General features: G+C 73.3%; 18 protein-coding genes and 1 pseudogene. 12 read left to right on the top strand and 7 right to left on the bottom strand.

Translation table 11 applies throughout. The annotated features are described in order from the left end of the window. A pseudogene (locus ABZ951_RS19330) lies at positions 1–332 on the bottom strand (hypothetical protein); the annotation flags it as partial. A 53-nt stretch (positions 333–385) separates the two neighbouring features. Continuing rightward, positions 386–772 (bottom strand): hypothetical protein, encoded by a 387-nt coding sequence (locus ABZ951_RS19335; protein ID WP_344091869.1) that lies wholly within the window; start codon positions 770–772, stop codon positions 386–388. 236 nt (positions 773–1,008) lie between these two features. On the opposite strand from ABZ951_RS19335, the gene ABZ951_RS19340 reads away from it, so the two are divergent. Genes ABZ951_RS19340 through ABZ951_RS19350 form a run of 3 tightly spaced genes read left to right on the top strand, consistent with a single transcriptional unit; the run spans position 1,009 to position 4,167 of the window. Beyond that, complete coding sequence (locus ABZ951_RS19340) at positions 1,009–1,527, top strand: hypothetical protein (RefSeq protein ID WP_344091871.1); 519 nt, start codon at positions 1,009–1,011, stop codon at positions 1,525–1,527. Positions 1,528–1,534: 7 nt separating this feature from the next. Continuing rightward, positions 1,535–2,755 (top strand): MAB_1171c family putative transporter, encoded by a 1,221-nt coding sequence (locus ABZ951_RS19345; RefSeq protein WP_344091873.1) that lies wholly within the window; start codon positions 1,535–1,537, stop codon positions 2,753–2,755. After that, the gene (locus tag ABZ951_RS19350; RefSeq protein WP_344091875.1) at positions 2,746–4,167 is read left to right on the top strand and encodes an amidase; all 1,422 of its coding nucleotides are present in this window, start codon (positions 2,746–2,748) and stop codon (positions 4,165–4,167) included. Before ABZ951_RS19345 ends, ABZ951_RS19350 begins: the two co-directional genes overlap by 10 nt. Positions 4,168–4,207: 40 nt before the next feature. Here ABZ951_RS19350 and ABZ951_RS19355 read toward each other — a convergent pair whose 3' ends face one another. The 3 genes from ABZ951_RS19355 to ABZ951_RS19365 form a co-directional block, all read right to left on the bottom strand. Beyond that, positions 4,208–5,101, bottom strand: coding sequence for a DMT family transporter (locus tag ABZ951_RS19355; RefSeq protein ID WP_344091877.1), 894 nt, complete (start codon positions 5,099–5,101; stop codon positions 4,208–4,210). 167 nt (positions 5,102–5,268) lie between these two features. After that, positions 5,269–6,516, bottom strand: a complete 1,248-nt coding sequence (locus tag ABZ951_RS19360) for a hypothetical protein (protein ID WP_344091879.1) — start codon at positions 6,514–6,516, stop codon at positions 5,269–5,271. A 10-nt stretch (positions 6,517–6,526) separates the two neighbouring features. Further along, the gene (locus ABZ951_RS19365; protein WP_344091881.1) at positions 6,527–7,564 is read right to left on the bottom strand and encodes a lysine-2,3-aminomutase-like protein; all 1,038 of its coding nucleotides are present in this window, start codon (positions 7,562–7,564) and stop codon (positions 6,527–6,529) included. Positions 7,565–8,278: 714 nt separating this feature from the next. On the opposite strand from ABZ951_RS19365, the gene ABZ951_RS19370 reads away from it, so the two are divergent. The 6 genes from ABZ951_RS19370 (at position 8,279) to ABZ951_RS19395 (ending at position 16,654) form a co-directional block, all read left to right on the top strand. Continuing rightward, positions 8,279–8,992 carry a gamma-glutamyl-gamma-aminobutyrate hydrolase family protein gene (locus ABZ951_RS19370; protein ID WP_344091883.1) on the top strand — a complete coding sequence of 238 codons (714 nt, stop codon included), beginning with the start codon at positions 8,279–8,281 and terminating at the stop codon, positions 8,990–8,992. Continuing rightward, positions 8,989–9,675, top strand: a complete 687-nt coding sequence (locus ABZ951_RS19375; protein WP_344091885.1) for a GNAT family N-acetyltransferase — start codon at positions 8,989–8,991, stop codon at positions 9,673–9,675. The genes ABZ951_RS19370 and ABZ951_RS19375 overlap by 4 nt, the downstream gene beginning before the upstream one ends. A gap of 159 nt (positions 9,676–9,834) precedes the next feature. Continuing rightward, positions 9,835–11,649 carry an FAD-dependent oxidoreductase gene (locus ABZ951_RS19380; protein ID WP_344091887.1) on the top strand — a complete coding sequence of 605 codons (1,815 nt, stop codon included), beginning with the start codon at positions 9,835–9,837 and terminating at the stop codon, positions 11,647–11,649. Positions 11,650–11,691: 42 nt separating this feature from the next. Next, a complete protein-coding gene (locus ABZ951_RS19385; RefSeq protein WP_344091889.1) occupies positions 11,692–13,191 on the top strand; it encodes an aminotransferase class I/II-fold pyridoxal phosphate-dependent enzyme in 1,500 nt (499 codons plus the stop codon). Between the two features lies 1 nt (position 13,192). After that, positions 13,193–15,538 carry a penicillin acylase family protein gene (locus tag ABZ951_RS19390; protein WP_344091892.1) on the top strand — a complete coding sequence of 782 codons (2,346 nt, stop codon included), beginning with the start codon at positions 13,193–13,195 and terminating at the stop codon, positions 15,536–15,538. A gap of 120 nt (positions 15,539–15,658) precedes the next feature. Further along, positions 15,659–16,654: a DMT family transporter gene (locus ABZ951_RS19395; protein WP_344091894.1), complete on the top strand. Its 996-nt coding sequence runs from the start codon at positions 15,659–15,661 to the stop codon at positions 16,652–16,654. Between the two features lie 198 nt (positions 16,655–16,852). Here the strand turns inward: ABZ951_RS19395 and ABZ951_RS19400 are convergent, their stop codons facing one another. Beyond that, a complete protein-coding gene (locus ABZ951_RS19400) occupies positions 16,853–17,728 on the bottom strand; it encodes a helix-turn-helix transcriptional regulator (RefSeq protein WP_344091896.1) in 876 nt (291 codons plus the stop codon). A 118-nt stretch (positions 17,729–17,846) separates the two neighbouring features. Between ABZ951_RS19400 and ABZ951_RS19405 the strand changes: the two genes are divergently transcribed. Next, positions 17,847–18,902 carry an NAD(P)-dependent alcohol dehydrogenase gene (locus ABZ951_RS19405; protein ID WP_344091899.1) on the top strand — a complete coding sequence of 352 codons (1,056 nt, stop codon included), beginning with the start codon at positions 17,847–17,849 and terminating at the stop codon, positions 18,900–18,902. Positions 18,903–19,101: 199 nt separating this feature from the next. On the opposite strand, the gene ABZ951_RS19410 is transcribed toward ABZ951_RS19405, so the two are convergent. Then, a complete protein-coding gene (locus tag ABZ951_RS19410) occupies positions 19,102–19,224 on the bottom strand; it encodes a hypothetical protein (RefSeq protein ID WP_344091901.1) in 123 nt (40 codons plus the stop codon). A 110-nt stretch (positions 19,225–19,334) separates the two neighbouring features. Between ABZ951_RS19410 and ABZ951_RS19415 the strand changes: the two genes are divergently transcribed. Together ABZ951_RS19415 and ABZ951_RS19420 are read left to right on the top strand one after the other, a co-directional pair. Then, the gene (locus ABZ951_RS19415; protein ID WP_361280327.1) at positions 19,335–23,150 is read left to right on the top strand and encodes a beta-ketoacyl synthase N-terminal-like domain-containing protein; all 3,816 of its coding nucleotides are present in this window, start codon (positions 19,335–19,337) and stop codon (positions 23,148–23,150) included. A gap of 243 nt (positions 23,151–23,393) precedes the next feature. Next, the gene (locus ABZ951_RS19420) at positions 23,394–24,665 is read left to right on the top strand and encodes a cytochrome P450 (RefSeq protein ID WP_344091905.1); all 1,272 of its coding nucleotides are present in this window, start codon (positions 23,394–23,396) and stop codon (positions 24,663–24,665) included. Positions 24,666–24,706: the final 41 nt, after the last annotated feature.

The raw sequence follows: 24,706 nt of genomic DNA on the forward strand, positions 1-24,706 counted from the left end.
ATACCTGTGACGGCCGTACCGCCGGGTGCCCTCCCCCCCGCGCCCCCGCGCCCCCCGGCCGCGCCGGCCCCCCCGCCCGCCCCCCCGGCCGAGGGCGGGATCCCGGCGGCCTCCAGGACCAGCGCCACGGCACGGACCGGCTGGTGCCGCTCCCACGCGGCGGGTACCGACAGGGGATCGTCAGCCCGGGTGTTCGTCAGCCGCCGGATCTCCCGCAGCCCCTCCAGCGCCACCGCGACGGCCCGCTCCCGCTCCCGCGCGCTCCCCGCCGGGGCGCCGCCGGCTCCGGTGGCCACCGCGAACCCGGGGGCGTGCCCCGTGCCGTCCTCCACCGAGCTTTCCCCCCGTCAGGTTCCGGTGCGCCGCTGTCCGGAACCGACGGTACTCAACGAATGGGACGGTAGGAGTAGTAGCGGTGGGAGGGGTCGTTCCAGGAGAGGCCGGAGCCGACGAGGGCCGTCGCGCTGCCGGAGCAGTTGCCGGTCGGCCAGAGGTGGACCGTGCGGTTGGTCTTGTTGGTTCCCCGGACGGCGCCCGCGCTGCTCGTGTTGTAGCAGGCACCGATCTGGGGGTTGAGCTCGACGGTGCGGTTTCCGGAGGCGTCGTACCACTCGAAGTAGCAGGTGCCTCCGCCCGGGGGCGGGCAGGCCGGTTCGAGCGCGCGGGCCTGTGCGTGAGAGCCGGTGCCGGAGCCGGCCTGGGCCAGCCCGGTGGCCCCGAGGGCCAACGCTCCCGCGAGCGCGAGACGTAGGGCGATGCTGCGACGGACCATGGTGATCCTCCCGACCTATGAGCACGAATATGCGCTCATCCGGATATCTCCGTCATTGTCATACCGACGAGCTTTCCCCGTCCATCACTCGTACGGGGGAAGGGCGGTGCGGTCGGTGCCGGGGGCCCGGCGGCGCGGAGCCCGGCTGACAGGGGTGATCGACCTCGGCTAACCTTGCCGCCGGAGATCTGACACTCTGCAACGCAGCATCAACTCACGGCACTCGGGAGGCCGCTGTGCCAGTGAGGCGCAGGGACACCACACAGCGCGACTGCCGCCGCTTCGTCCGCGATCTCGGCCTGCCGGCGGCGGGCGGCATCCGGGAGCTGCTGCCCGCGGTGGAGGAACGCTCCGGCCACCGGATCCTGCTGGCCCCCGCCCCCGTGGACAGCGCGCAGGGCGTGTGCGGCATGTGGGTCCGGACCATGGACGGCATCGACTGCATCTTCGTCCACGAGCGGACCAGCCGGGCCCACCAGGACCACATCATCGCCCACGAGGTGGCCCACATCCTCCTCTACGACCACCACGGAAGCCGCGCCTTCCCGCCGCGGAAGCCGATGACCGACCGGCTGATCACCACCCTCGACCCGGCCGCGGTGAAGATGATGCTGGGCCGCAGCGACTACGCGTACCAGGACGAGCGGGAGGCCGAACTGATCGGCTCCTACCTCCAGCGCCACGTCCACCGCCCCGGCCGCGGTGCCGAAGGCCACGACCGCGTGGCAGATACGTTACTGCGCAACAGGAAGTAAGAGGCCTGTGCAGCAACTCCTCCATCCCGTCTGCGCGGCCCTGGCCGTCGCCGGATTCCTGCTGCTGCTCTGCCCGCCGCGGCACCTGCGCCAGGACCGGGCGCTGGCCGCGCTCGTCGGCGTCTACGGCTTCTGCGCCCTCTCCTTCCTGGTCTCCCTCGCACCGGTCTGGAAGACGCTGGGGGACACCACCGGCCTCCCCGCCGCCGGCATCCTCGCCGCGTTCGCGACCGTCGTGGCCCAGGTGTCCCTCCAGCCCGTCGCCCTCGCCTACTGGGTGCTGCCCCCGGAGAAGGCGCGCACGTGGGGCCGCGCGTGCCTGGCGGCGGGGGCCGTGGTCGTCGCGGCGCTGACCGCCCTGTTCCTCCAGCTCCCCTCCTCCGGTCCCACCACCACCCCGCAGGGCATCACCGCCGCCTACCTCCACACCGGCGTCTACCAGGCGTACCTCGCCCTCTACATCTGCGCCTACGCCCTCGGCCAGGCCGTCCTCGCCACGGGCTGCTGGGTCGCCGCCCGCCGCACGGACCAGCGGTGGGTCGCCCGCGGGCTGTACGTCGTCGGGGCCGGCGCGGTGCTGACCTTCGGCTACAGCGCCGTCCGGCTCGCCGGTGTCCGGGCCGCGGCCCTCGGTGCGGACCGCCCGCCGCGCGCCGCCGAGAGCTTCGCGTGGATCTGCGCCGACGGCGGCAACGCCCTCGTGCTCACCGGGTTCTTCGTTCCGGCCCTGACGGTGCACGTCGTGCCGCGCGCACGGGCCTGGGCCCGCGCGCGCCGCGACTACCGCGCCCTGGCACCGCTGTGGGAGGCGATGCACCGCGCTCTGCCCACGATCGCCCTCCAGCCCGCCCGTCACCCGGCCGCGGACCGGCTGCGCCTGTGGAACACCACCTGGCACCTGTACCGCCGCACCGTGGAGATCCGGGACGGCCAGTGGGCCCTGCGGCACCACCTGGACGAGCCGGTACGGGAGGCGGCCGGGCGCCGCCACCGCGCCGCCGGCCGCACCGGCACCGAACTGGCCTACGCCGTCACCGCCGACCAGCTCCACGCGGCACTCGCCGCCCACGCCCGCGGGGAGCCCCCGCACACCCCCACCGCGTACGCGGACGCCGAGACCCACGAGGACGTCCGCACGCCGGAAGACGACGTCCGGGCGCTGCTCCGCATCGCCGCGCACTTCGCCACCTCACGCGCCGAACAGGAAGTCACCACCTCATGGACCTGACGCACCTCTCCGCCGGTGAGCAACTGGACGCCCTGGAGCGGGGCGAGGTCTCCAGCCGCGAACTGGTCACCGCGCACCTGGAGCGCATCGCCCGCCACCCGGAGTACAACGCCGTCGTCACCGTCGACACCGAGGGCGCCCTGGCCGCGGCCGCCGCCGCGGACGGGCGGCGCGCCGGCGGCCGCGCCGGCGGGCCGCTCCTCGGGCTGCCGGTCACGGTCAAGGACTCGCTGGAGACCGAAGGGCTGCGCACCACCTGCGGAGCGGTGGAGCTGGCCGAGCACATACCCGGCCGGGACGCCGACGCCGTGGCGCGGCTGCGCACCGCCGGTGCGGTGATCCTCGGCAAGACCAACACACCGACGATGTGCCAGGCCATCGAGACCGGCAACCCGCTGTTCGGCACCACGCCCAACCCGCACGACCCGCAGCGCTCGGCCGGCGGCTCCTCGGGCGGCCCGGCCGCGGCGGTGGCCGCGCACCTGAGCCCCCTGGACCTGGGCAGCGACCTCGCGGGGTCCCTGCGGCTGCCGGGCCACTACTGCGGTGTCCACAGCCTGCGCACCAGCTACGGCATCGTCCCGACGCGGGGTCACATCCCGCGCCCGCCCGGCTGGCTCTCCACCTCCGACATGCTCACCCTGGGCCCCCTCGCGCGCAGCGCGGCCGACCTGGACCTCGCCCTCGGCGTCCTGGCCGGCCCGTCACCCGACGACGGCGTCGCCTGGCGGCTGGAGCTGCCCGCTCCCCGCCACGAACGGCTGGACGCGTACCGCGTCGGCATCTGGGCCGATGACCCGTACTGCCGCGTGGACACCGAGACCCGGGCGCTGCTCGAAGAGGTCGCCAAGTCCCTGCGGGAGCGCGGTGCCCGGGTCGACGACTCCACGCGGCCGGTCCATCTGGGCGACTCCGACCGCCTTTTCCAGTCCCTGATGTTCGCCGGGTCCTCGGCCGGTGCTTCCTCGGAGGCGTTCGCCACCGAGGAAGCGGCCGCCGGGCAGCTGGCGGCGGACGACCGCTCGCCCCGGGCGGCCTACCTGCGGGCCCGCACGATGCGGCACCGGGACTGGCTGCTGGCCAACGAGGAGCGCCGGCGCCTGCGGAGGCAGTGGGCGGCCTATTTCACGGACATCGACATCCTCGTCACCCCGGCCGCGCCGACGGCCGCCGTGCCGGACCAGACGGGGGTGCCCGTCCCCGAGCGGTATATCACCGTGGACGGCGAGCGCCGCGGCTACTGGGACCAGACCACCTGGCTCAACCTCGCGGCCCCCGTGCACCTGCCCGCGGCCACGGTCCCGCTCGGCCACACCTGCGACGGTCTCCCGCTCGGCGTCCAGCTCATCGGGCCGCACCTGGCGGACCGGACCGTCACCCACGTGGCCGGCCTGCTGGCGCGGCACCTGTAGCCGGGTGCCCGTCCGCCCGTGGGGGCCGCCGGGGCACCCGTCATTCGTCCTTGTCCGCCTCGGAGAACAGGAAGATCCCGCCCACGATCAGCGCGGCCCCGATGAACTGCCACGCGTTGATGCTCTCCCCGAGAAAGACGATCGCCGCGGCCACGCCGAACACCGGGATGATGTTGAGGATGATCCCCGCGGCGCTCACGGAGAGCCGGGTGATGGAGTGGTTGTAGAGGAGGTAGGCGACCCCCAGGCCGCATCCGCACACCACCGCCGCCACCAGCCAGTGGCTGGAGCGGACCGAAGCGGTGAGGGCGGAGCCGTTCGTGCCCCACTGCCAGATCAGGAGGGGCAGCGTGAACAGCAGGCCGAAGCCGAACTGGTAGGCGGTCACCACCAGGGGCTCCATGTCGAGCACCACCCGGCCGGCGATGATCGTCGCGATGGCCGCCGCCAGTGAGCCGCCGAGCACCAGCAGCGAGCCGGCGGAAAGCCCCAGGTCGGCTCTCGGGCCGCCCAGCAGGGCGACGCCGGCCGTGGCCAGGACGACGCCCGCCACGGCCCGTCCCGTCGGGAGGCGGCGGTTGACGAAGGCCGCCAGCGCGACGATGAAACACGCTTCGGTGCCGTCGAGAAGGGCGGCCTCGGTGGCGTCGATGTAGGCCAGGCCCAGGCCGATCGCCCCGTAGCCCAGCATCGGTTCGAACAGGCCCAGCAGGGCGAGCAGCTTCAGCTGGCTCCTGCTCGGCCGCTCGTGGCCCTTGCAGAGCAGGATCGTCCACAGCAGCCCCGCTGACGCGGCCAGTGCGATGGCCAGCAGCGTGACGACGGAGAGCCCGCCCAGTGAGTACTTCTCACCGGTGGTCCACACTCCCCACAGGACCGAGGCGATCAGCAGCGGCAGGAGCCCGCGCTGCTGTCGCGTGATGACGCCGCTCATCCGGCCACCGAACGGCCGGGTAACCGGCAGCGCCGGTGGGACTGCCGGGGGCCGGCCACCGCCGGGGCCGGCCTGCGCTCGTCGGGCATGGCGTTTCTCTCGGCCTTTCGTGACGTGTACCGGTGCGGGGCGGGTGTCCCCGCACCGTGATCCGGGGTGCGGGGTGATCAGATCCCGAGCGCATCCTCCACGATCCGCTCCGCGTCGGCGACCGATTCCGGATCATCGCCGACGACGAGATAGCGCCATTTTCCGTCGAGGTCGCGGGAGTTCGTGGTGAGGACGGCGCGCGTCGCGGCGGACGCGTCGTCGAGCCCAGCGGCGGCGAGCCGGCGCACGGCTTCGCCGAAGCGCAGGTTCCCGGTGGCGAGCCGCCCGTCGGCGCGCCAGTGCACGGGGGAGCCGCCCGGCCGCAGCCGCCGGGCGAGCTTCTCCAGGTAGGTGCCGCCGGTCGTGCGGACGTTGGCCTCGGTGACGACGTACCCGCCGTCGTATGTGCCGCAGTCGACGTCGAAGACGCCGCGGTAGCCCCGGGCGCGCAGCCAGTCCCCGATGACCACGGCGGCCTCGTGCAGCGCGGGGGACCAGGGGCTCTCGGCCGCCGGCGTCACCATTCCCGTCCACGCGTTGTTCACCGTCCGCTGGTCACAGCTGTAGTACGCGCTGACGCCGTCCTCGTCGGCGATCATTTCCATGCTCGGTGAGGCGGTGAGGGGCAGGAACTCCTCGTAGACCCACCCGCGGCCGTCGTCCGGTTCGTCGGCGACGGCCTCCTCCACCCGTCGCTCCCGTGACGCCCGCGCGCCGGCCCGCACCACCACGTTCCCGAAGCCCGTCGAGGACCGGTCCCGCTTGACGATGGCGGCGCGGTGGTCGCCGAGGAACGCGACGGTCTTCTCGACGAGTTCGGCGCGGGTCGCGGCGAATCCGCCGTCGGCGACCGGCAGCCCGAGGGCGGTCACGGTCTCCCGGATGCCGCTCTTGGTGTTGACGCGGCGCACCATGTCCAGCGTCGCGTCACCGGGGTGGGCCGGGTACGGGTGCAGCCGCATGCCGGTGCGGCGGACGAAGTCCAGGACCGGGCGGTCCAGGGCGAACGGGTCCAGTACGGGTCGGTCGGCGAGCAGCCCGGTCGCGCCGAGCCCGGCGGCGACGTCCAGCGGGTGGGCCGTGGCGGGTTCGGGCGGTGCGACGATGTCGACCCGGTCCAGATCGAGGTGGACGGTGCGCGCCACGTACGCGCGGAACTCCGGGTCGCACGGGGCGAGGACGACCACGCAGTCGCCCGGCTCCGCTTCCCACAGCATCCGCGGCGTGGGTACGGCCATGGCCCGCAGGTAGCGGTCCGTGGGGTGGTCGGCCATGGTGTCGCTGTTGAGGTTCGAGAGGATCGTCCGGCTCGATCGGCTGGTCATCCGCCCGCCCCTACGATCCGGCGGGCGGGGGAGGGTAGGCGTGCTCCTCGCCCCACGGGTCGGTGACCCGGGTGGCGTCGCCCGCCAGGTAGACCGGGCCGATCGGCACCTTGCCGTGACCGCCGGGGATGTCGAGCACGTAGGTGGGCTGACACATTCCGGAGACGCGGCCGCGCAGATTCCGCATGATGTCCTGGCCCTCGGCGATCGTGGTCCGGAAGTGGGAGGTGCCGTTCGCGAGGTCGCCCTGGTGCAGGTAGTAGGGCTTGACGCGGTTCACGACGAGGGTGCGGAAGAGATCCTCAAGGGCCTCGGGAGTGTCGTTCACCCCCTTGAGCAGTACCGTCTGGCTGACGAGCGGAATGCCGGCGTCGACGAGGCGGCCCAGGGCCGTCCGGGCGTCGTCGCCGATCTCCTGGCTGTGGTTGGTGTGCACGACGACCCAGACGGGGGTGGTGAACCGGAGGGCCTCGACCAGCTCCTGTGTCACCCGGCCGGGGTCCACCACCGGCACCCGGGTGTGGAAGCGGATCACTTTCACGTGCTCGATCGCGTCCAGTGCCTCCAGCATCGGACGCAGTTTGGCCGGCGCGATGATGAGGGGATCGCCGCCGGTGAAGATGACTTCCCATATCTCGGGGTGTTCCCGGATATAGTCCAGGGCGGCTTCGAGGTGCTGGTCCCGGAGCATGGGGTCGCCCGGTCCGACGACTTCCCGGCGGAAGCAGAAGCGGCAGTAGACCGGGCAGATGTGCACGGGCTTCAGCAGCACCCGGTCGGGATAGCGGTGGGTGATTCCCTTGACGGGGGTGAAGGGGATGTCCCCGATGGGGTCTTCGCTTTCCTCCGGGGTACCGGCCAATTCCAGGCCGGTGGGGACGAACTGCCGGCCCACCGCGTCATCCGCCTCGAAAATGCGGTCCTGCATGGCCGGTGTGATGCTGACGGCGTAGCGCTGGGCGACCTCGGTGATCGCCGGAAGGTCGCTTTCGTCGATCAGCTTGTTGGCTAAGAGGTCTTTCGGCGTGCGGACGGAGCGACTGGCCACTGGTATGCCTCTCCCGTAGGGGCATCGCGTCCCTGCGATGTCCGGTCTGTGCGGAGCGGAGGCGCCAAGCGCCGCTCCGGACGAGTCTGTGCACGAGGCGGGCGGAAAGACGAGACGGCGCCGGAGCTCTTCTCCACATCGACCGCATCGACCGCATCCATCGCGCCGGCCGCATCGGCGCTTCAGGCAACGGACGGCCGGGGAATCCGATCGGCCGGGAATGCTGATTTCCGCAGGGCCGAATTCATGCGTGCCGTACGGGTATTTCCGCTGTGCCGGGTCCGGTGGTGGCGATCGCGCGCGAGCCGCCTGATCGCTGAACCCGACAAGGATGCTGACCCGATCCCGGGTTTGTCAATGATCAAGACCGGCCGCTGTCGAGGGGGGGCAGTATCGATCATCAAAGCGAAGTGGATGGAATGGGCACCTAATATCTGATACGGCGCATCTCTCCCGCCCGGGCCGGCGCGGCTGCCGTCGCACCGGCCCAATTCTTGATCTTGCGTGACCCGTCGGAGGTCGGATAGCGTGCCGTCCGGTCGCGTGGTGAAATCCTGCCGGGGAACGGGTCGGTGACGACTCGGCGGCCCAGGAAATACCGCTCGTCGTGTGCTCGATTTCAGGGGGAGTTGAGACAATGCGCGCAGCCTCGGAAAAAGACGGGGCGAAATATCCGGCCGAAGTGGTTCCGGCCCGCCGTCCACGGCGGCGCTCATGAAACCGCGGATAGGGATCACCTCCCGCTTTCGCCCGGCCCTCCGCAGTCACAGCATTCACGAGGGATACGTCGAGCAGGTGACCCGCGCGGGCGGGCTGCCCCTCGTCATTCCCTGCGCCGGCACCGGTCTCTGCGCGCCTTATCTGGCCGCGCTCGACGGCCTGTTGCTCACCGGCGGCGAGGACATGGACCCCGCGTACTGCCGGGGCACCCGCCGGCAGCCCGGCTACACCTACCACCCCCGGCGCGACGCCTTCGAGCTGGAGCTCGCCGGAGCGGCGATCGACGCGGGACTTCCCACCCTCGGCATCTGCCGCGGCGCGCAAGTGCTCTACGCCGCCACCGGGAACCCGCTGATCCCCCACGTGCCCGACGTCACCGGCGGACTCGTCCCGCACCGGGCCTCGCTCACGGAGCCCTCGCAGCACGCCGTCACCCTCGCCGAGGGCAGCACGGTCGCCCGCGCCTACGGGGAACGGTCCCTGAAGGTGACCTCGTACCACCACCAGGGCCTGGGGGAGCAGACCGCCGGTGGCATCCGGTGGCGGGTCACGGCCCGCGCCGACGACTCCCTCGTCGAAGCGATCGAACGCGAGGGGGAGGAGTGGGCCGTGGGCGTCCTGTGGCACCCGGAGCTGCCCGTCGACGGGGTCGGCGACCGGACCGACCCGCTGATCTCGGCGTTCGTGTCCGCGGCGGGAGGGGCATGACCTTCGAAGTCCGCCGGCTCGGCCCCGAGAGCCTGGGGACGCTGCTCGACCTCCAGGAGCGCGTCAGCTCGGCCCTGCCCGACCGATCCGTCTTCCGGACCAGCACCCCCGAATTCATCACGTACTGCCTTGCGGACGGCGGGCGTTGCTACGGCGTGACGCACGGCGGCGAGACCGTCGCCTACCGGATGGTCTACTTTCCCCGCGACCGCGCGTTCAACCTGGCGAAGGACACCGCGCTGCCCCCGGCCGAGTACCACCGCGTCGCCCACTGGGACACCGTCGCGGTCCTGCCCGGGTGGCGCGGCCACGGCCTGGCCCGGCGGCTGAACGTCCGCGCCCTCGCCGACCTGGCGGACACCGGCATCCGGCACCTCTTCGCCACCAGCTCACCGGCCAATCCGCACGGCGTGCGCACCCTGATCGAGGCGGGCTTCCAGCCCGTCGACCTCGTGCGGAAGTTCGGGGGCAGCCTGCGGTTCCTGCTCTACCGCCCCAGTCCCGCGCAGTGGCCCACCGCCGGCGAGTCACCGGAGAAGACCATCGCCTTCTCGGCCACCGACGAGCTCGAACGGGCCTTCCGGGACGGCTGGACCGGCACCGGCATCTCCCACGACGCGCACGGTCACGCACAGCTGCGGATGCGGCGCCGGCCCCTTCCGTTCGCCGACGCCCGGCCCTGACCACCCCGCCCGGCCGGGCCCGACCGCCGGCCCGCGCCGCACACCTGCCCCGGGGAACGCGGCCCTCCCCCTTGGTCCCTCACCCACGCCTGCCCACCCGACAGCTCGAACGACAGGACCTCATCGCACACCGACAGCCAGAACAGGAATGCCAGCGAGATGAAGATTCTGCTCACCCTTCCGACCGCCGACCTGGGGACTTCGGACTTCCTGCGCTCCGGCAACATCATCCACGCGCCCTTACTGGACACCGCCCCCGGCGGACAACTGCTCGACGCCCTCCTCTCGCACGGTGCCACCGCCCTGATCACCTCGCACCGGCCGGACGGCCCTACGCTGCGCAGCTGGTCGCGGAACGCACCGGGGCCCACGTTCCTCTCCTACGCCTCCGGCGCCCCTCCCCGGTACCCGTTGGACGACACCGGCCCCGGCCTCACCGAGCTCCCCCGCGACGGCGACGGCCTGGAGGCGATCGCCACCGCGCTGGCCCACTGCGAACGGCACGCGGCGTTCACCCGCCCCACCACCCGCGCGGCCACCCCGGCGGGCGGGCGGCCGGGTGAGGTCTTCCTCGTCGGCGCCGGGATCGTCAACCTCGTCACCGCGCTGTACCTCACCGAGCACGGCCACCGGGTGACCGTCCTCGACCGGTCCCCGGCGCCGGGCAGCGCCGGCTGGGAGGCGTACGGGTGCACCCACGCCGGCGACGACGCACGGATGTTCACCTTCACCGAAATGGACAGCTACAACAACCAGGACTTCCACGGCCCGCCCCCGGACCACTTTCGCAAGCCCGTCGAACGGCACGGCTGGCTCGCCCGCGACGCCTGGTCCCTCACGCCCGAAGAGCACGCCTGGATAGCGGAGTTCGAGAGCGTCCCCTCCTGGCTGGCCCGCGCGTACAACGACGACATCTTCTCCCTGACCGCCGAGGCCGCCGAGGAGTGGACGCTGCTGCGCCACCGCCTGCCCGGGCTGTTCGACGGCGTCGTCCTGACCGACGGCATCCTGCGGGTCTACTCGGACCCGGCCCACCTCAAGGCCGCCCTCGCCCGCCACCGCGCCCTCGGCGCCGTACTCGCGGAGCTCTCGCCCGACGAGCTGGCCCGCGCCGCTCCCGCCCTGGCCGCACCGCTGCGCGACGGCGCCCTGGCCGGCGGCTTCCTCGTGCCCGGCTTCACCCTCAACGTCCACAAGTTCACCGAGCGGGCCGTCACCCGGCTCCAGGAGCGGGGCGTCCGCTTCCACTGGAACACCGAGGTGTCGCGGGTGCGCCGGGACGCCTCCGGGACGGTGACCGGCTTCGACTGCGCGGTACACATCCCCCCGGGCGCCCACGTCGTCGCGTCACCCGGGGTGTACGGCGGCGAGCTGCTGCGGGGAACCCCCTGCGAGGGCAAGATCCATGGTGTGCTGGGCGGCTGGATGCGCGTCAGCAACCCCTCCGCGCCCCTGCGGAACTCGCTGAAGGTCGGACGCCGCGGGCACGTGACCGAGGACGCCAACGTGACGGTGGCAGTGGACCGCGACGGCAGGGAGGTCCTGATCGTCGGCTCCGGCTACGGCTACACGGGCACCACCACCGAGGCCGACGAACGGCAGCTGACCGCTATGCGGGCCGCCATCGCCGACACCGTCGAGCGACTCTTCCCCGACCGCCCCGGCCCGCTCGCCCCCGCCCACCGGGACGACGACTACGGATTCAAGTACTGCGTCCGCCCCTGGACCGCCACCTCCCTCGGCCTCTACCACGCGGAACCCACTGCCGACGCGGGCCTGTTCGTCATCACCGGCGGCCACAACACCGGTGGATTCGCCCAGTCACCGGTGACCGCCCGCGCCGTGCTGGCCTCACTGCGCGGCCGGACGCACCCGATGCACGCGCTCTACCACCCCGAGCGCCTGACCGCCTTCCTGGCCGGCACCCGCCCCGCGGACGCTCTCGCCGCCCTGCCCCTGGCCTCGCACCACTGACCTCCGCCGCGGCGCACCCGGACACGTGAAACGAGGACGACCATGCACCCCGAGCACCCTGACCACCATCTGGACCCCGACTGGGACGAGTTCCGGGCCCTGGGCAAACAGATCATCGACGACATGGCCGACCACCTCGCCGGTCTCCGCGACCGGCCCGTATGGCAGCCCGTCCCCGACGACGTGCGGGCCTCCTTCGCCACCGGCCTGCCGCGGACGGGCCTGCCGATGGCCCAGGTGTACGAGGAGTTCCGGTCCTCGGTCCTGCCGTTCCCGCGCGGCAACATCCACCCCCGCTTCTGGGGCTGGGCCAACGGATCCGGCGTGCCCGTCGCGGCGTACGGCGACCTGCTGGCCTCGCTCGTCAACTGCACCCTCGGCTCGGGCGAGAACGCGGCCATGATGGTCGAACAACAGGTGATCGAGTGGCTGCGGCAGGCCCTGTCCTGGCCCGCCACCGGCTCCGGGCTCCTGACGAGCGGCGCCTCCATGGGACAGGTCACCGCACTCGCCGCGGCCCGGCAGGCCAAGAGCCCCACGGCCGACTTCCGCGGCACCGGGGCCGTCGCCGGCGGGGCGCAGTTCACCGTCTACGGCTCCACCCAGACCCACCACTCGATCGAGAAGGCGGTCGAACTCCTCGGCATCGGCGGCCGGTACTTCCGGCGGATCCCCGTGGACGAGGACTTCCGCGTCGACGTCGGCGCGCTGCGCACCGCGATCCGCGCCGACCGCGCGGCAGGGCTGCACCCCCTGTGCGTGGTGGGCAACGCCGGCACCGTCAACACCGGTGCCGTCGACCCCCTGGAGGACCTCCTCGCCGTCGCCCGGGAGGAAGACCTCTGGTACCACGTGGACGGCGCGTTCGGGGCCTTCGCCCAGCTCCTGCCCTCCCACCGGGCCCTGCTCGCCGGGCTGACCGAGGCCGACTCGCTCGTCTTCGACCTGCACAAATGGCTGTACATGCCGTTCGACGTCAGCTGTCTGCTGACCCGCCGCGCCGGGGTGCTGGAGGCAGCGTTCAGCTCCGGCGCCGACTACATCAGCAAGACGGCGCGGGGCCCCGCCGCGTACTCCCCGGCCTTCTCCGACCGGGGCATCGAGCAGTCCCGGCGCTTCCGGGCCCTGAAGGTGTGGTTCGCGCTCAAGACCCACGGCATCGAGGCGTTCGCCGCGGCCATCGCCGGGAACATCGCCCAGGTCGCCCACCTGACCGCGCTCGTCGAGGCGTCGGAACACCTCGAACTCGTCTCCCGCAGCGAGCTGAACGTCGCCTGCTTCCGGTACATCTGGCCGGGTGCGGCCCCCGAAGCACTGGACCGCGTCAACCGGGCGATCCTGGACCACCTGCAGACCCAGGGACTGGCCATGCCCTCGCACACCGTGATCGACGGGAAGTTCGTCCTCCGCGTCGCCGACAACAACCACCGCTCGGCCCTCGCCGACTTCGACTTCCTCGTCGCCCGGGTGCTGGAGACCGGGGCGGAGCTGGCTGCCGCGGAGACCACCGGCCCGGGCGCCGCGCCGACAGGCGGACAGTGACATGGCGCCGCCGGAGCGGTACCCGGTCGCCGGCCTGACCGCGCCGGTGGAGATCCTGATCGACGACCACGGCGTACCGCACCTCTACGCCCGGACCGAAGACGACGTCTTCCGCGCGCAGGGCTTCGACGCCGCGCGGGACCGCCTCTTCCAGCTCGACCTGTGGCGCCGGCGCGGCCTCGGCCTGCTCTCCGAGGTGTTCGGCGAGCGGTTCGCCGCCCGCGACCGGGCCGCGCGGCTGTTCCTGTACCGGGGTGACATGCGCGCGGAGTGGCGCGCTTACGGCCCCGGCACCGAGCGGGTGGCCACGGCGTTCACCGGCGGCATCAACGCGTTCGTCCAGCTCTGCGAGCGGCGGCCCGAACTGCTGCCGGCGGAGTTCCGGGAACTGGGGCACCGGCCCGCACGCTGGGAGCCGCGCGACGTCGCCGTCATCCGCGGCCACGGCCTGGCCGGCAACGTCGAGCAGGAGGTCGCCCGCGCCCTGACCCTGCGCGACCACGGCCGGGCGGTGGAGGACCTGCGCCGCGTCCGCGAACCGGCCCGGGACGTCCGCGTGCCCGACGGGCTCGACCTGTCCGTCATCCCCGACGACGTGCTCGACGTCTACCGGCTCGCGACCACCCCCGCCGACCTCACCGGCCTCACCCCGCCCCGCCCGCGCACCCGGGCCGAGGGCAGCAACAACTGGGTGATCGGCCCCCGGCGCACCGCCACCGGCCGCCCCCTCCTCGCCAACGACCCGCACCGCGCGATCACCCTGCCGTCCCTGCGCCGCCTGGTCCACCTGTCGGCCCCCGGCCTGGACGCGATTGGAGCCGGCGAGCCCGCGCTGCCGGGCCTGTCCATCGGGCACAACGGCCACCTGGCGTTCGGGCTGACGATCTTCTCCATCGACCAGGAGGACCTGTATGTGTACGAGACCCACCCGCGGGCCCCCGACCGGTACCGCTACCGGGACCGCTGGGAACCGATGAAGGTGGTCCGCGAACGGGTCGAGGTGGCGGGGCGGGACCCCGTCGAGGTGGAACTGCGCTTCACCCGGCACGGCCCCGTCGTCCACGAGGACCCGGCGCGGCACACGGCCTTCGCGGTGCGCGCCGCCTGGCTGGAGCCGGGCGCCGCCCCCTACCTCGGCGGCCTGGCCCTGCTGCGGGCCCGCACCGCCGACGGATTCCTGGACGCCCTGAAGCACTGGGGAGCACCGGGGGAGAACATGGTGTACGCGACCCCCGACGGCACGATCGGCTGGCGCCCCGCCGGGCTGGTGCCCGTCCGGCCCACCTGGGACGGACTGCTGCCGGTCCCCGGTGACGGACGCTACGAGTGGGCCGGCTTCCACGCCCCGGACCGGATGCCGGCGGTGCGCGACCCCGCCGAGGGCTGGTTCGCCAGCGCCAACGAGATGAACCTGCCCGACGGCTTCCCCCACGAGCGGTGCACCGTCGGCTTCGACTGGCACCACCGGTACCGGTACGAGCGCATCGCCGAAGTCCTGAAGGCGACACCGGCGATGACGGTCGAGGACTGCGTACGACTGCAAGGCGACACCGTGAACGCGGCGGCCCGGCACGTGCTGGGCGCACTGGACGGCTACAGCCCGGGCGACGGGCTGCGGGAGGCGGTCGGGCTGCTGCGCTCCTGGGACCGCGACGAGAGGGCCGACTCCGCGGCGGCGGCCCTCTACCAGGTCTGGTCACGCCGCCACCTCCGGCCCGCGCTGCTGCGGCACGCCCTCTCCGCGCTCGTCGCCCCGGACGAGGTGGAGGAGGTGACGCGACGGCTGCTCGCCGACGAGGACCTGGGCGCCGACGTACGCACCGACATCGCCCTGTTGCGCACCCTGCGCACCGACCGCCCCGTCCTGGACGCGCTGCTGACCACGTCGCTGGAGGGCGCCCTGCGCGAGACCGGCGAACTGCTCGGGGCGGACCAAACGCGCTGGAGGTGGGGGGCGCTGCACCACGCGGCACCCGCCCACCCGCTGGCGGACCGCCTCGGACACCACCGGGCGCGGCTGCCGGCCCGCGAACGGCCGGGCAGCGGGGACACGGTGCTGAGCACGGGCTACGACGAGCACTTCACCCAGCAGGAAGGCGCCAGCTTCCGCATCGTGGTCGACGTCGGGGCCTGGGACCGGTCCCGCGCGATGAACGCCCCCGGCCAGTCCGGGAACCCCGACAGCCCCCACTGGGACGACCTCTACCAGGACTGGGCACAAGACCGCGCCTTCCCCCTCCACTACAGCCGCGCGGCCGTGGAGGCGCACACCCGCACCCGGATCACCCTCGTCCCGGACCAGCCGCCGGACCGCCGTTCCCCTACCGTGGACGGCGGATCTCCGTGATCGCCGGTGCGCGGACCGGCGGAGGCCGCCCGTGGGGCCCGGCCCGGCGGGCGCGGCCGTGGAGGCAGGGCTGCGCACCGGCACGACGCACGGCGACAACCGCCGGGAAGAGGTGGACAGATGACAATCAGGGCGCCACGCGCGTACTCCGTGGGCCTGCTGGCGGCGCTCACGGCCACGGCCCTGTGGGGCTTCACGTTCCTGGGACCGGCCGCCGTCGCCCCCGTGAACGTCTACTACCTCGTCGTCGGCCGGTACGCGGTCTTCGGCCTCATGTCCCTGGCCGTGCTGACGGCGCACCTGGGCAGACTGCGGGCCCTCGGCGCCCGGCACCTGCTGATCGCCGCGCACCTGGGCGTGGTGGGGTACATCGGCTTCTACCTGCTGCTGTCGATGTCCTCCGCCACCGGCGGCGGCGTGCTCGCCTCCACCCTGACGGGGCTGATCCCGCTGCTGGTGACCCTGGCCTCCAACGCGACGGAGAAGGTCCTGCCCTGGCGCAGGCTGTTCCTGCCCGTCGTGGCGATCTCCGCCGGACTGCTCCTGGTCAACGGCGGTGTCTCCGGCGACCGTTCGGCGAGCGAGCGGGACCTGCTGGCCGGGGGAGCCCTGGGCGTTCTCGCGTCCGTGGCCTGGTCCTACTTCGTGATCGTCAATCGCAGGGTCCTGGCGCGGGCCCGCCCCGCCGCCGACAACAGCACCTGGACGGCCTGCATCGGCCTCGGGGCGTTCGGCGGCTCGCTGTTCCTGCTGCCCCTGGCCGGGACGGCCGGCGGCCCCTCCCCGGTCTCGGACGCCGGGACGCTGTGGCCGTTCCTGCTGTGGTGCGCGGCCCTGGCGGTCCTGGGCTCCTGGTGCGCGACGTGGTTCTGGAACATCGCCTCGAAACGGCTGCCGGCCACCGTCATGGGACCGGTCATCGGGATGGAGGCGGTCTTCGGCGCGGCGTTCAACCTGGTGTGGGAGGGGCGGACGCCCACGTTCCATGAGTTCTGGGGCGGCCTGCTCGTCATCGCCGGAGTGCTGCTGGGCTCCTACCTGTTCCACCGGGCCGGCAGCGCCGGGGGAGCCCAGGAGCCCGCCGGGGAGCGGGCGTTGCCGGCGACGACCCGGTAGGGGGCCCGTGCGCCCTCCTGCCGGACCGGATACCGCGTGCGCGCGGGCGGCGGCGCCCGTCAGCGGGGCCGCGGGGCCGCCTCGGCGCGGCGGACGAGGTCCGTGATCAGCGAGGCGAACCGCGGCCAGAGCGCCCGAATCCGATGGGGGTGCCACGCCCCTGAGCGGGGCGCTGTCGGGTCGGCCGCGAAACCGCTCCTACGGGCCGGGGCGAACCGGACGTTCCGTCTGCGCGGGCGTGTCCAGGGTCCAGCTCGCCAGCAGCCGCAGGGACTCGGCGGACGGCGAACCCGGCTCCGCGTGATAGGTGATCAACTGCTGGCCGGCGTCCGCGGGCAGCACCAGCGACTCGCACGCGAGGGTGAGCGAACCCACCAGCGGGTGGCGCAGCTCCTTGATGCCGAAGCATTTGTCGCGCACGTCGTGCGCGGCCCACAGGGTGCGGAACTCCTCGCTCTTGACGGACAGTTCGCCCACCAGGGCGGTCAGCCGGGGGTCGTCGGGGTGGCGGCCCGCCGCCAGCCGCAGACAGGCCACGAGGTCGGCGGCCTTGCGCTCCCACTCCACGTACAGCTCCCGCGTCGCGGGGGCGAGAAAGATCTGCCAGACCATGTTCCGCTGCGCTTCGGGAACGGCCGCGAAGTCGCCGAGCAGCGCGCAGGCCATGCGGTTCCAGCCGATGATGTCCATCCGCTGCCCGAGGACGTAGGCGGGCACGTTGTCCATGGTGTCGATGAGCTGCTGGACGGCCGGGCGCAGATGCTGCGGGCGGCCGGGGGCCTTGCGGGCCCGGCCTGCCGGCTGGGCGAGGTCAGTGAGGTGCGCCCGCTCGGGCACGGTCAGCCGCAGGGCGTCGGCGATGGCGCCGAGGACGGACGCGGACACGTTCTGCCCCCGGCCCTGCTCCAGGCGCGTGTAATAGGCGACGCTGACCCCGGCGAGCTGTGCCAGCTCTTCACGGCGCAGCCCCGGCACCCGCCGCCTGCCGCCGTGCGGCAGCACCCCGACGTCCTCGGGGGTGAGCCGGGCCCGGCGGGAGCGGAGGAACTCACTCAGTTCGGTGCGCTGGTCCATGACTCCCAGTATGCGGTCGTTTCCGCAGGCCAGGGTGGTCCTGCCAGTGGTAGGCACAGCAAGCGTGGGTTCAACCGAGTGCTGGCTACCCCGCCCGGACCGTCGCACGATCGAACGCATGACGCACCACACTGTCCCCGCATACGCCGCACTGTCGCCCCAGGCCCCGCTGGAGCGCATCACCGTTCCGCGCCGCGAGCCGGGCGAGCACGACATCCTCATCGAGATCAAGTACGCGGGAATCTGCCACTCCGACATCCACACCGTCCGGGGCGAGTGGGGCGCGGGCGGCGACTACCCGATCGTCCCCGGCCACGAGATCGCCGGAGTGGTCAGCGCGGTCGGCGCCGGCGTCACGCGCCACACCGTCGGCGACCGGGTGGGCGTCGGCTGCTTCGTCGACTCCTGCCGCACCTGTGAGAGCTGCCGGGCCGGTCTGGAGCAGTACTGCACGGGCGAGCTCGGCATGGTCGGCACCTACGCGGCCACCGGGCGCGACGGGCGGACCACCCACGGTGGCTACTCCACGCACATCGTCGTGGACGAGAACTACGTCCTCCGCATCCCCGACGGCATCCCGCTGGACGCCGCGGCCCCGCTGCTGTGCGCCGGCATCACCGTCTACTCGCCGCTCGCCCACTGGCAGGCCGGCCCGGGCAAGAAGGTCGCTGTCGTCGGGCTCGGCGGCCTGGGCCACATGGGCGTGAAGATCGCGCACGCGATGGGTGCCGAGGTCACCGTGCTCAGCCAGTCACTGCGCAAGAAGGACGACGGCCTGCGGCTGGGCGCGGACCACTACTACGCCACGTCCGACCCGGCCACGTTCACGGCTCTGGCGGGGACGTTCGACCTGATCGTCAACACCGTCTCCGCCGACATCGACCTGGACTCCTACCTGAGCCTGCTGAAGACCGACGGCACCCTGGTCCAGCTCGGCGCCCCGGAGAAGCCGCTGCCGATCGCCCCCTTCGCGCTCATCACCCGACGCCGGTCCTTCGCCGGTTCGATGATCGGCGGCATCCCGGAGACCCAGAAGATGCTGGACTTCTGCGGTGAGCACGGCCTGGGAGCCGACATCGAGGTGATCCGCGCCGACCAGATCAACGAGGCGTACGAGCGGGTGCTCGCCAGCGACGTCCGGTACCGCTTCGTCATCGACGCCGCGACGATCTGACGCGGACCCGAGAACGGCGCAAAAGCCCGCCTCCGTGAACCCCCAGGGTTCACGGAGGCGGGCTTTTGCGCTGGGCGCCCTCCGCCGTCGCGGCCGGCGGCCCGGCGGACCGGACCGGGGAAAGCGGCAGCGAGACGTCAGCCGTACAGCAGCGGCACGTCAGCAGAACGGCAGGACCGGCCCCGAAGCTGTGCGCAGATCAGTTGCCCGCACACGGCACCGACTGCATCACCCGGGGAGCCCGCATGCGTATCTCCACCCGCCCTGCCCTGTTCGCCGCGCGGTCGTGCGGATCGACCAGGGCCGTGTCGGCGACCACCACGCCGTCACCTCCTTCGCGACCCTCGTCTCCCGCGCCTCCTTCGAACTGAGCCTCTTCGGCGCCGGTGGCATCGCCCGCCGTTCAGCCACTCCACGTAAGGTTTTGTCCCCTTGAGTCATGAAAACGCGATTGCGATCATAGGGATGTCCTGCCGTTTGCCGGGAGCTCGGGACATCGACGAGTTCTGGCACAACCTCCGGGCAGGCACGGACAGCATCAGCCGCTTCGGGCAGGCCGAGTTACTGGCGGCGGGGATCGACCCGGCACTGGCCGCACACCCCGACTACGTACCGGCCCGCGGCGTGATCGCCGGCGGTGACCGGTTCGACTGGGAACACTTCGGCTACAGCTCGGCCGAGGCCGAGGGGATCGACCCCCAGCAGCGCGTGTTCCTGGAGTGCGCGGCCCAGGCCCTGGACGACGCGGGCGTCGACCCCGCCCGCAGCGACGGCTGGACCGGCGTCTACGCCGGCTGCGACACCTCCGCGGCGCCCCCGCCCGTCACCGCCGACCCCGCACGGGCCACCATGCGGATCATCGGGTACGAGAAGGACTTCCTGGCCACCCGCACCGCGTACAAACTCGGGCTGCGCGGACCGGCGGTCACCGTGCAGACCGCCTGCTCGACGTCACTGGTCGCCGTGCACCAGGCCTGCCGGGCGCTGATCGGCTACGAGTGCGACACCGCGCTGGCCGGCGGGGTGACGGTCCGGCTGCCCGAGGCCGGCGGATACCTCCACCAGGACGGCAACATCCTTTCCAGGGACGGCCGCTGCCGGTCCTTCGACGCCGCCGCCACCGGAACGGTGAGCAGCAGCGGCGCCGGCGTGGTCGTGCTCAAACGGCTGGCCGACGCGCTGGAGCACCACGACCGCGTCGTCGCGGTCATCCACGGCTCGGCGATCAACAACGACGGCGGCGAGAAGATCGGTTTCACCGCGCCCTCGGTGACCGGCCAGCGCGACGTGATCGAGCTGGCGCTGGCACAGGCCGGCATCGGTGCGGACGAGATCGGCTACGTGGAGGCGCACGGCACCGGAACCCGGGTCGGCGACCCCGTCGAGCTCGCCGCCCTCACCGCGGCCTACCGGGCGGGCACCGACCGGGTCGGCTACTGCCTGCTCGGTGCCGCGAAAGCCAACATCGGTCACACGGGTGCCGCGTCCGGCGTCGCCGGGCTGATCAAGACCGCGCTGATGCTCCAGCACCGCGAGTTCGTGCCGACCCCGCACTTCGAGCGCCCCAACCCCCAACTCAAGCTGGACACCACCCCGTTCCGGATCAGCACCACGCTGAGCCCCTGGACGAGCGAAGGGCCGCGCCTGGCCGGGGTCAGCTCGTTCGGCATCGGCGGGACCAACGCGCACGTGGTGCTGGGCGAGGCGCCCCCCGCCGGCCCCGAAGAGCCCGGGCCGGACAGCGGGCCGGTGGACGAGCCGGCGGTCCTGTGCCTGTCGGCACCCTCGCCCGACACCCTGCACACGCTGCGGGAACAGCTCGCCGACCGGCTCGGGGCAGCGGATTCCCCCGCCCTGGCCGACACCGCCCGCACCCTGGCCGAGCGGCGCCGCTTCCGCTACCGGGCCACGGTGGTGGCCCGCGACCCCGCCGAGGCCGCGCAGCGGCTGCGGGAGACCGAGCGGGCCACCCCCGCCGGCCGCGACCCCGACACGGCGTTCCTCTTCCCCGGCCAGGGCGCCCTGCGGGCGGGCTACGGCCAGGGCGCCCACACCCTCCTGCCGGTGTTCCGGGACGTCTTCGAGGACTGCCGCGAGCAGGTGCGGCGGCGGTTCGGTGTGGAGCTCGCCCCCGTGCTCGACCCGGCCACGCCCGCGCCCTGGTTCGCCGACACCAGACATCAGCAGCTCGGCCTGTTCGTGCTGGGCTACGGCCTCGCCCGGCAGCTGGAGAGCTGGGACGTGCGTCCGGCCGCGCTGTTCGGGCACAGCATCGGCGAGTACACCGCCGCCGCGGTGGCCGGCGTCTGGAGCCTGCCGGACGCGCTCGGCCTGGTCCGGGAGCGCGCCGAGGCCATGCACGGCGCCGCCCCCGGCCGGATGCTCGCCCTGCGGATCGGTGCGGAACAGGCGGCCACGCTGCTCGACGACGACGTCACCCTCGCGGTGGCGGGCGGCGACCACGTGGTGCTCTCCGGACCCGAGCGCCGGATCACCGCACTGGCCGCGGCACAGCGCGAACTCGGCGTCCACGGCAGGCTGCTGGAGACCGGACACGCCTTCCACTCACCCCTGATGGCCTCCTCCGCCGAGGCACTGCGCGAGGCGGTGGCCGCGACCCCGCACCAAGCCCCCCGCATCCCGTTCGTCTCGAACCTCACGGGCGACTGGGCCGACCCGGCCCGCGTGGGCGACCCCGACTACTGGGCCGGCCAACTGCTGGGCACCGTACGCCTGGAGCAGGGTCTCGACACCCTGGCGGGCGGTGGCGCCGAGGTGCTGATCGAGCTCGGCCCCGGCGACGGCCTGAGCCGGCAGGCCACCGGCGGCGCACCCGGCACCCGCACCGAAGCCGTGCCGCTCCTCGGGCGCGACCCCGCGCAGGAGGCCACCGCCGTGCTGCGCGCCCTGGGCCGCCTGTGGGAGCGCGGAGTGGAGGTGCCGTGGGAGGAACTGCGGCCGAGGACCCGGGGCCGGCTGGTCTCGCTCCCGCCCTGCCCGATGGCCCCGACCCCCTGCCGTGCCGCGCCCGGCCCGGACCGGCCCGGACCCACCGGGCAGAATCCGGCCGGAGGCCCACCCGTACCGGCCGCGCACGTGACCGACCGGGAACGGCCGGCGCACAGCGCGACACCCGCGCGGGCAGTGGCCGGCCAGGACGGCTCGGGCGATGCGCTCAGGGACCGGATGGCGGCGCTGTGGTGCGCGTCGCTGGGCGTCGGCACCGCCGTCGCCGGGGACGACTACTACGAGCTCGGCGGCTCCTCACTGATGATCGTCGGGCTGCTCGCCCAGGTCAGGGCGGAGACCGGGACCCAGATCCCGGCCGCGGACGTTGCCGCGACGCTGACCTTCCGCCAGCTCGTCGACCGGGTACGGGAACAGACCTCACAGGACACCGCCCCGGCCCCGGGTGCCCGGCCGGCCGGCCGGAGCGCGGTGCCCGACGTCCCCGGGCTGACCCTGCTGCGCGACGGCGGCCCCCGCGACCCGCTGTTCCTCCTCGCCCCGGCCGGTGGCAGCACGCTCAGCTACCGGCACCTCGCCGCCGCCATGGACGACTCGCGCCCCGTCTACGGCATCGAATCGCCCGGCATGCACGACCGGCGCCGCACCCTGTACCGGCTGGAGCAGATCGCCGCCCACCAGGTGGGTGTCCTGCGCCGGGCCCGCCCGCACGGCCCCTACCTGCTCGGCGGCTGGTCGTTCGGGGCGATGGTGGCCCACGAGATGACCCGGCAGCTCGCCGCGGAAGGGGCGGACGTGACGCTGCTGCTCGCCATCGACGGGTACCTGCCCGACACCGGCGGCCGGCCGGTCGCCACCCGCAAGCGCTGGCTGAAGCAGGCCCTGTCTTTCCAACTGGAAGCGCTGGTCAAGCGCGGCCGCTCCCAACTGATCGGCGCCGGCCCCGGCCGCGCGACCGGGGCGGCGGCCGGCGGGCTGACCCGGATCGGCGACCTCGCCGGGGCCACGGCCGCCGGAGTCCCCGACTACATCCGGGTCCACAACGCGAACCTCACCGCGATGCTGCGCCACCGGCCCCGCACCGCGCCGTGCGACGTCGTGCTGTTCAAGGCGGCGGCCGACGAGGCACGGTGCGCGGCACTGGCCCGGCACCTCGCCCCGCTCTACGAAGGCGAGGTGCGGGTCGAGCCGGTCCCCGGCGACCACTGGTCGGCCCTGGGCCCCGCGCACGCCGCCACCCTGGCCGCCCGCCTCCAGCCGCACCTCGCCCCGCTGGACTGAACTCCCTCCCCGCAGCGGCTCACGCCCCGCGCGCGCCGCGGCAGGGCGACCTCACCCTGCCCCGCCGGCTCTCCGTACGGCCGAACACCGACGGTCGTCACGAAGACGACCGGGCCGAACACGTGGCAGAGCCACGCACGCGACCGGGCCGTACACGCGGCGGAGCCGAACCGCCGACAGAGCCGCACTCCGCCCATCCACCCGCCATGACCGGGCCGACCGCCCGGCGGACAAAGGATTCCCGTGCCAGAGACCGACCAGACGGGGGGCTGCCCGTACCTCGCGGGCGCCGCCGACACCGTCCACCAGCTCGACGCCGACTTCGTCCAGAACCCCTACCCCCACCTGGAGCGGCTGCGCGAGGCCGGCCCGGTGCACCGGGTGCAGCTGCCCAACGGCACCGAACGCTGGCTGATCACCCGCTACGACGAGGTGATGGCCGCGCTGGCCGACCCCCGGCTCAGCAACGAACTGGGGCGAGGTCTCCAGAAGGTCCTGCCCCCCGAGCCGCTGCCGCCGCGCTGGCAGGTGGCGCTGCGCACCAGCAGCCTGCTCGGCCGGGCGATGGCCAACCTCGACCCGCCGGACCACGACCGGCTGCGCAAGCTGGTCGTCCGGGCCTTCAGCGCCAAGCGGATCGAGAGCATGCGCCCGCGCATCCAGGAAATCACCGACGAACTCTTCGACGCACTCGACGGGCAGGACGAGTTCGACCTGGTGCAGGCCGTCTCCAACCAACTGCCGATCACGGTGATCTGCGAGCTGCTGGGCGTGCCCTCCAGCGACGCCGACCTGTTCCGTACCGCGGCCAGTGTCCTCGGCGGCCTGCTCCCGGACGACGAGGCCGCCCGCCGGACGATCGAGGCCCTGGACGCCTTCGACGCCTACGTGCGCACGCTCGTCGCGGCACGGCGCGCCGAACCCGGTCCCGACCTGTTCAGCGAACTGACCACGGTCACCACCGGCGGCCAGGGCCTCACCGACGACGAACTCGTCAGCATGGCGGGGCTGCTGCTCTTCGGCGGCTACGAGACCTCGGCACAGCTGATCAGCAGTGTCGTGCTCTCGCTGCTCCGTCACCCCGGGCAACTGGCCGCGGTGCGCCGCGACCCCGGGCTGCTGCCGGGCGCCGTCGACGAAGTGCTGCGCCACGAGGGCCCGGTCAACCCGGGCCTGAACCGCTACGCGCTGGAGGACGTCGAGATCGGCGGCGTGACGATTCCCGAGGGCTCCTACGTGATCCTCGGGGTGGCCGCCGCCAACCGCGACCCCCGCCACTGGGCGGACCCCGACCGCTTCGACATCACCCGGACCGCGAGCGCCCGGCAGCTCGGCTTCGGCTACGGCCTGCACTACTGCATCGGCGCCCGGCTGGCCCAGCTGGAGGTCGAGATCACCCTCGCCACCGCGCTGCGCCGCTACCCCGGCCTGCGGCTCGCCGTCCCCGCCGACGAGCTGCGCTGGCGCGCCGGTTCGGTCCGCGGGGTGAGCGAGCTGCCGCTGCGCGTCGACTGACCGGCCCGGCCCACCGGGGTCTCCGGTGGGCCTTCCTCCCC

The sequence above is a fragment of the Streptomyces sp. NPDC046215 genome (assembly GCF_040646215.1).
GTDB classification, from domain to species: Bacteria; Actinomycetota; Actinomycetes; order Streptomycetales; family Streptomycetaceae; genus Streptomyces; species Streptomyces stramineus.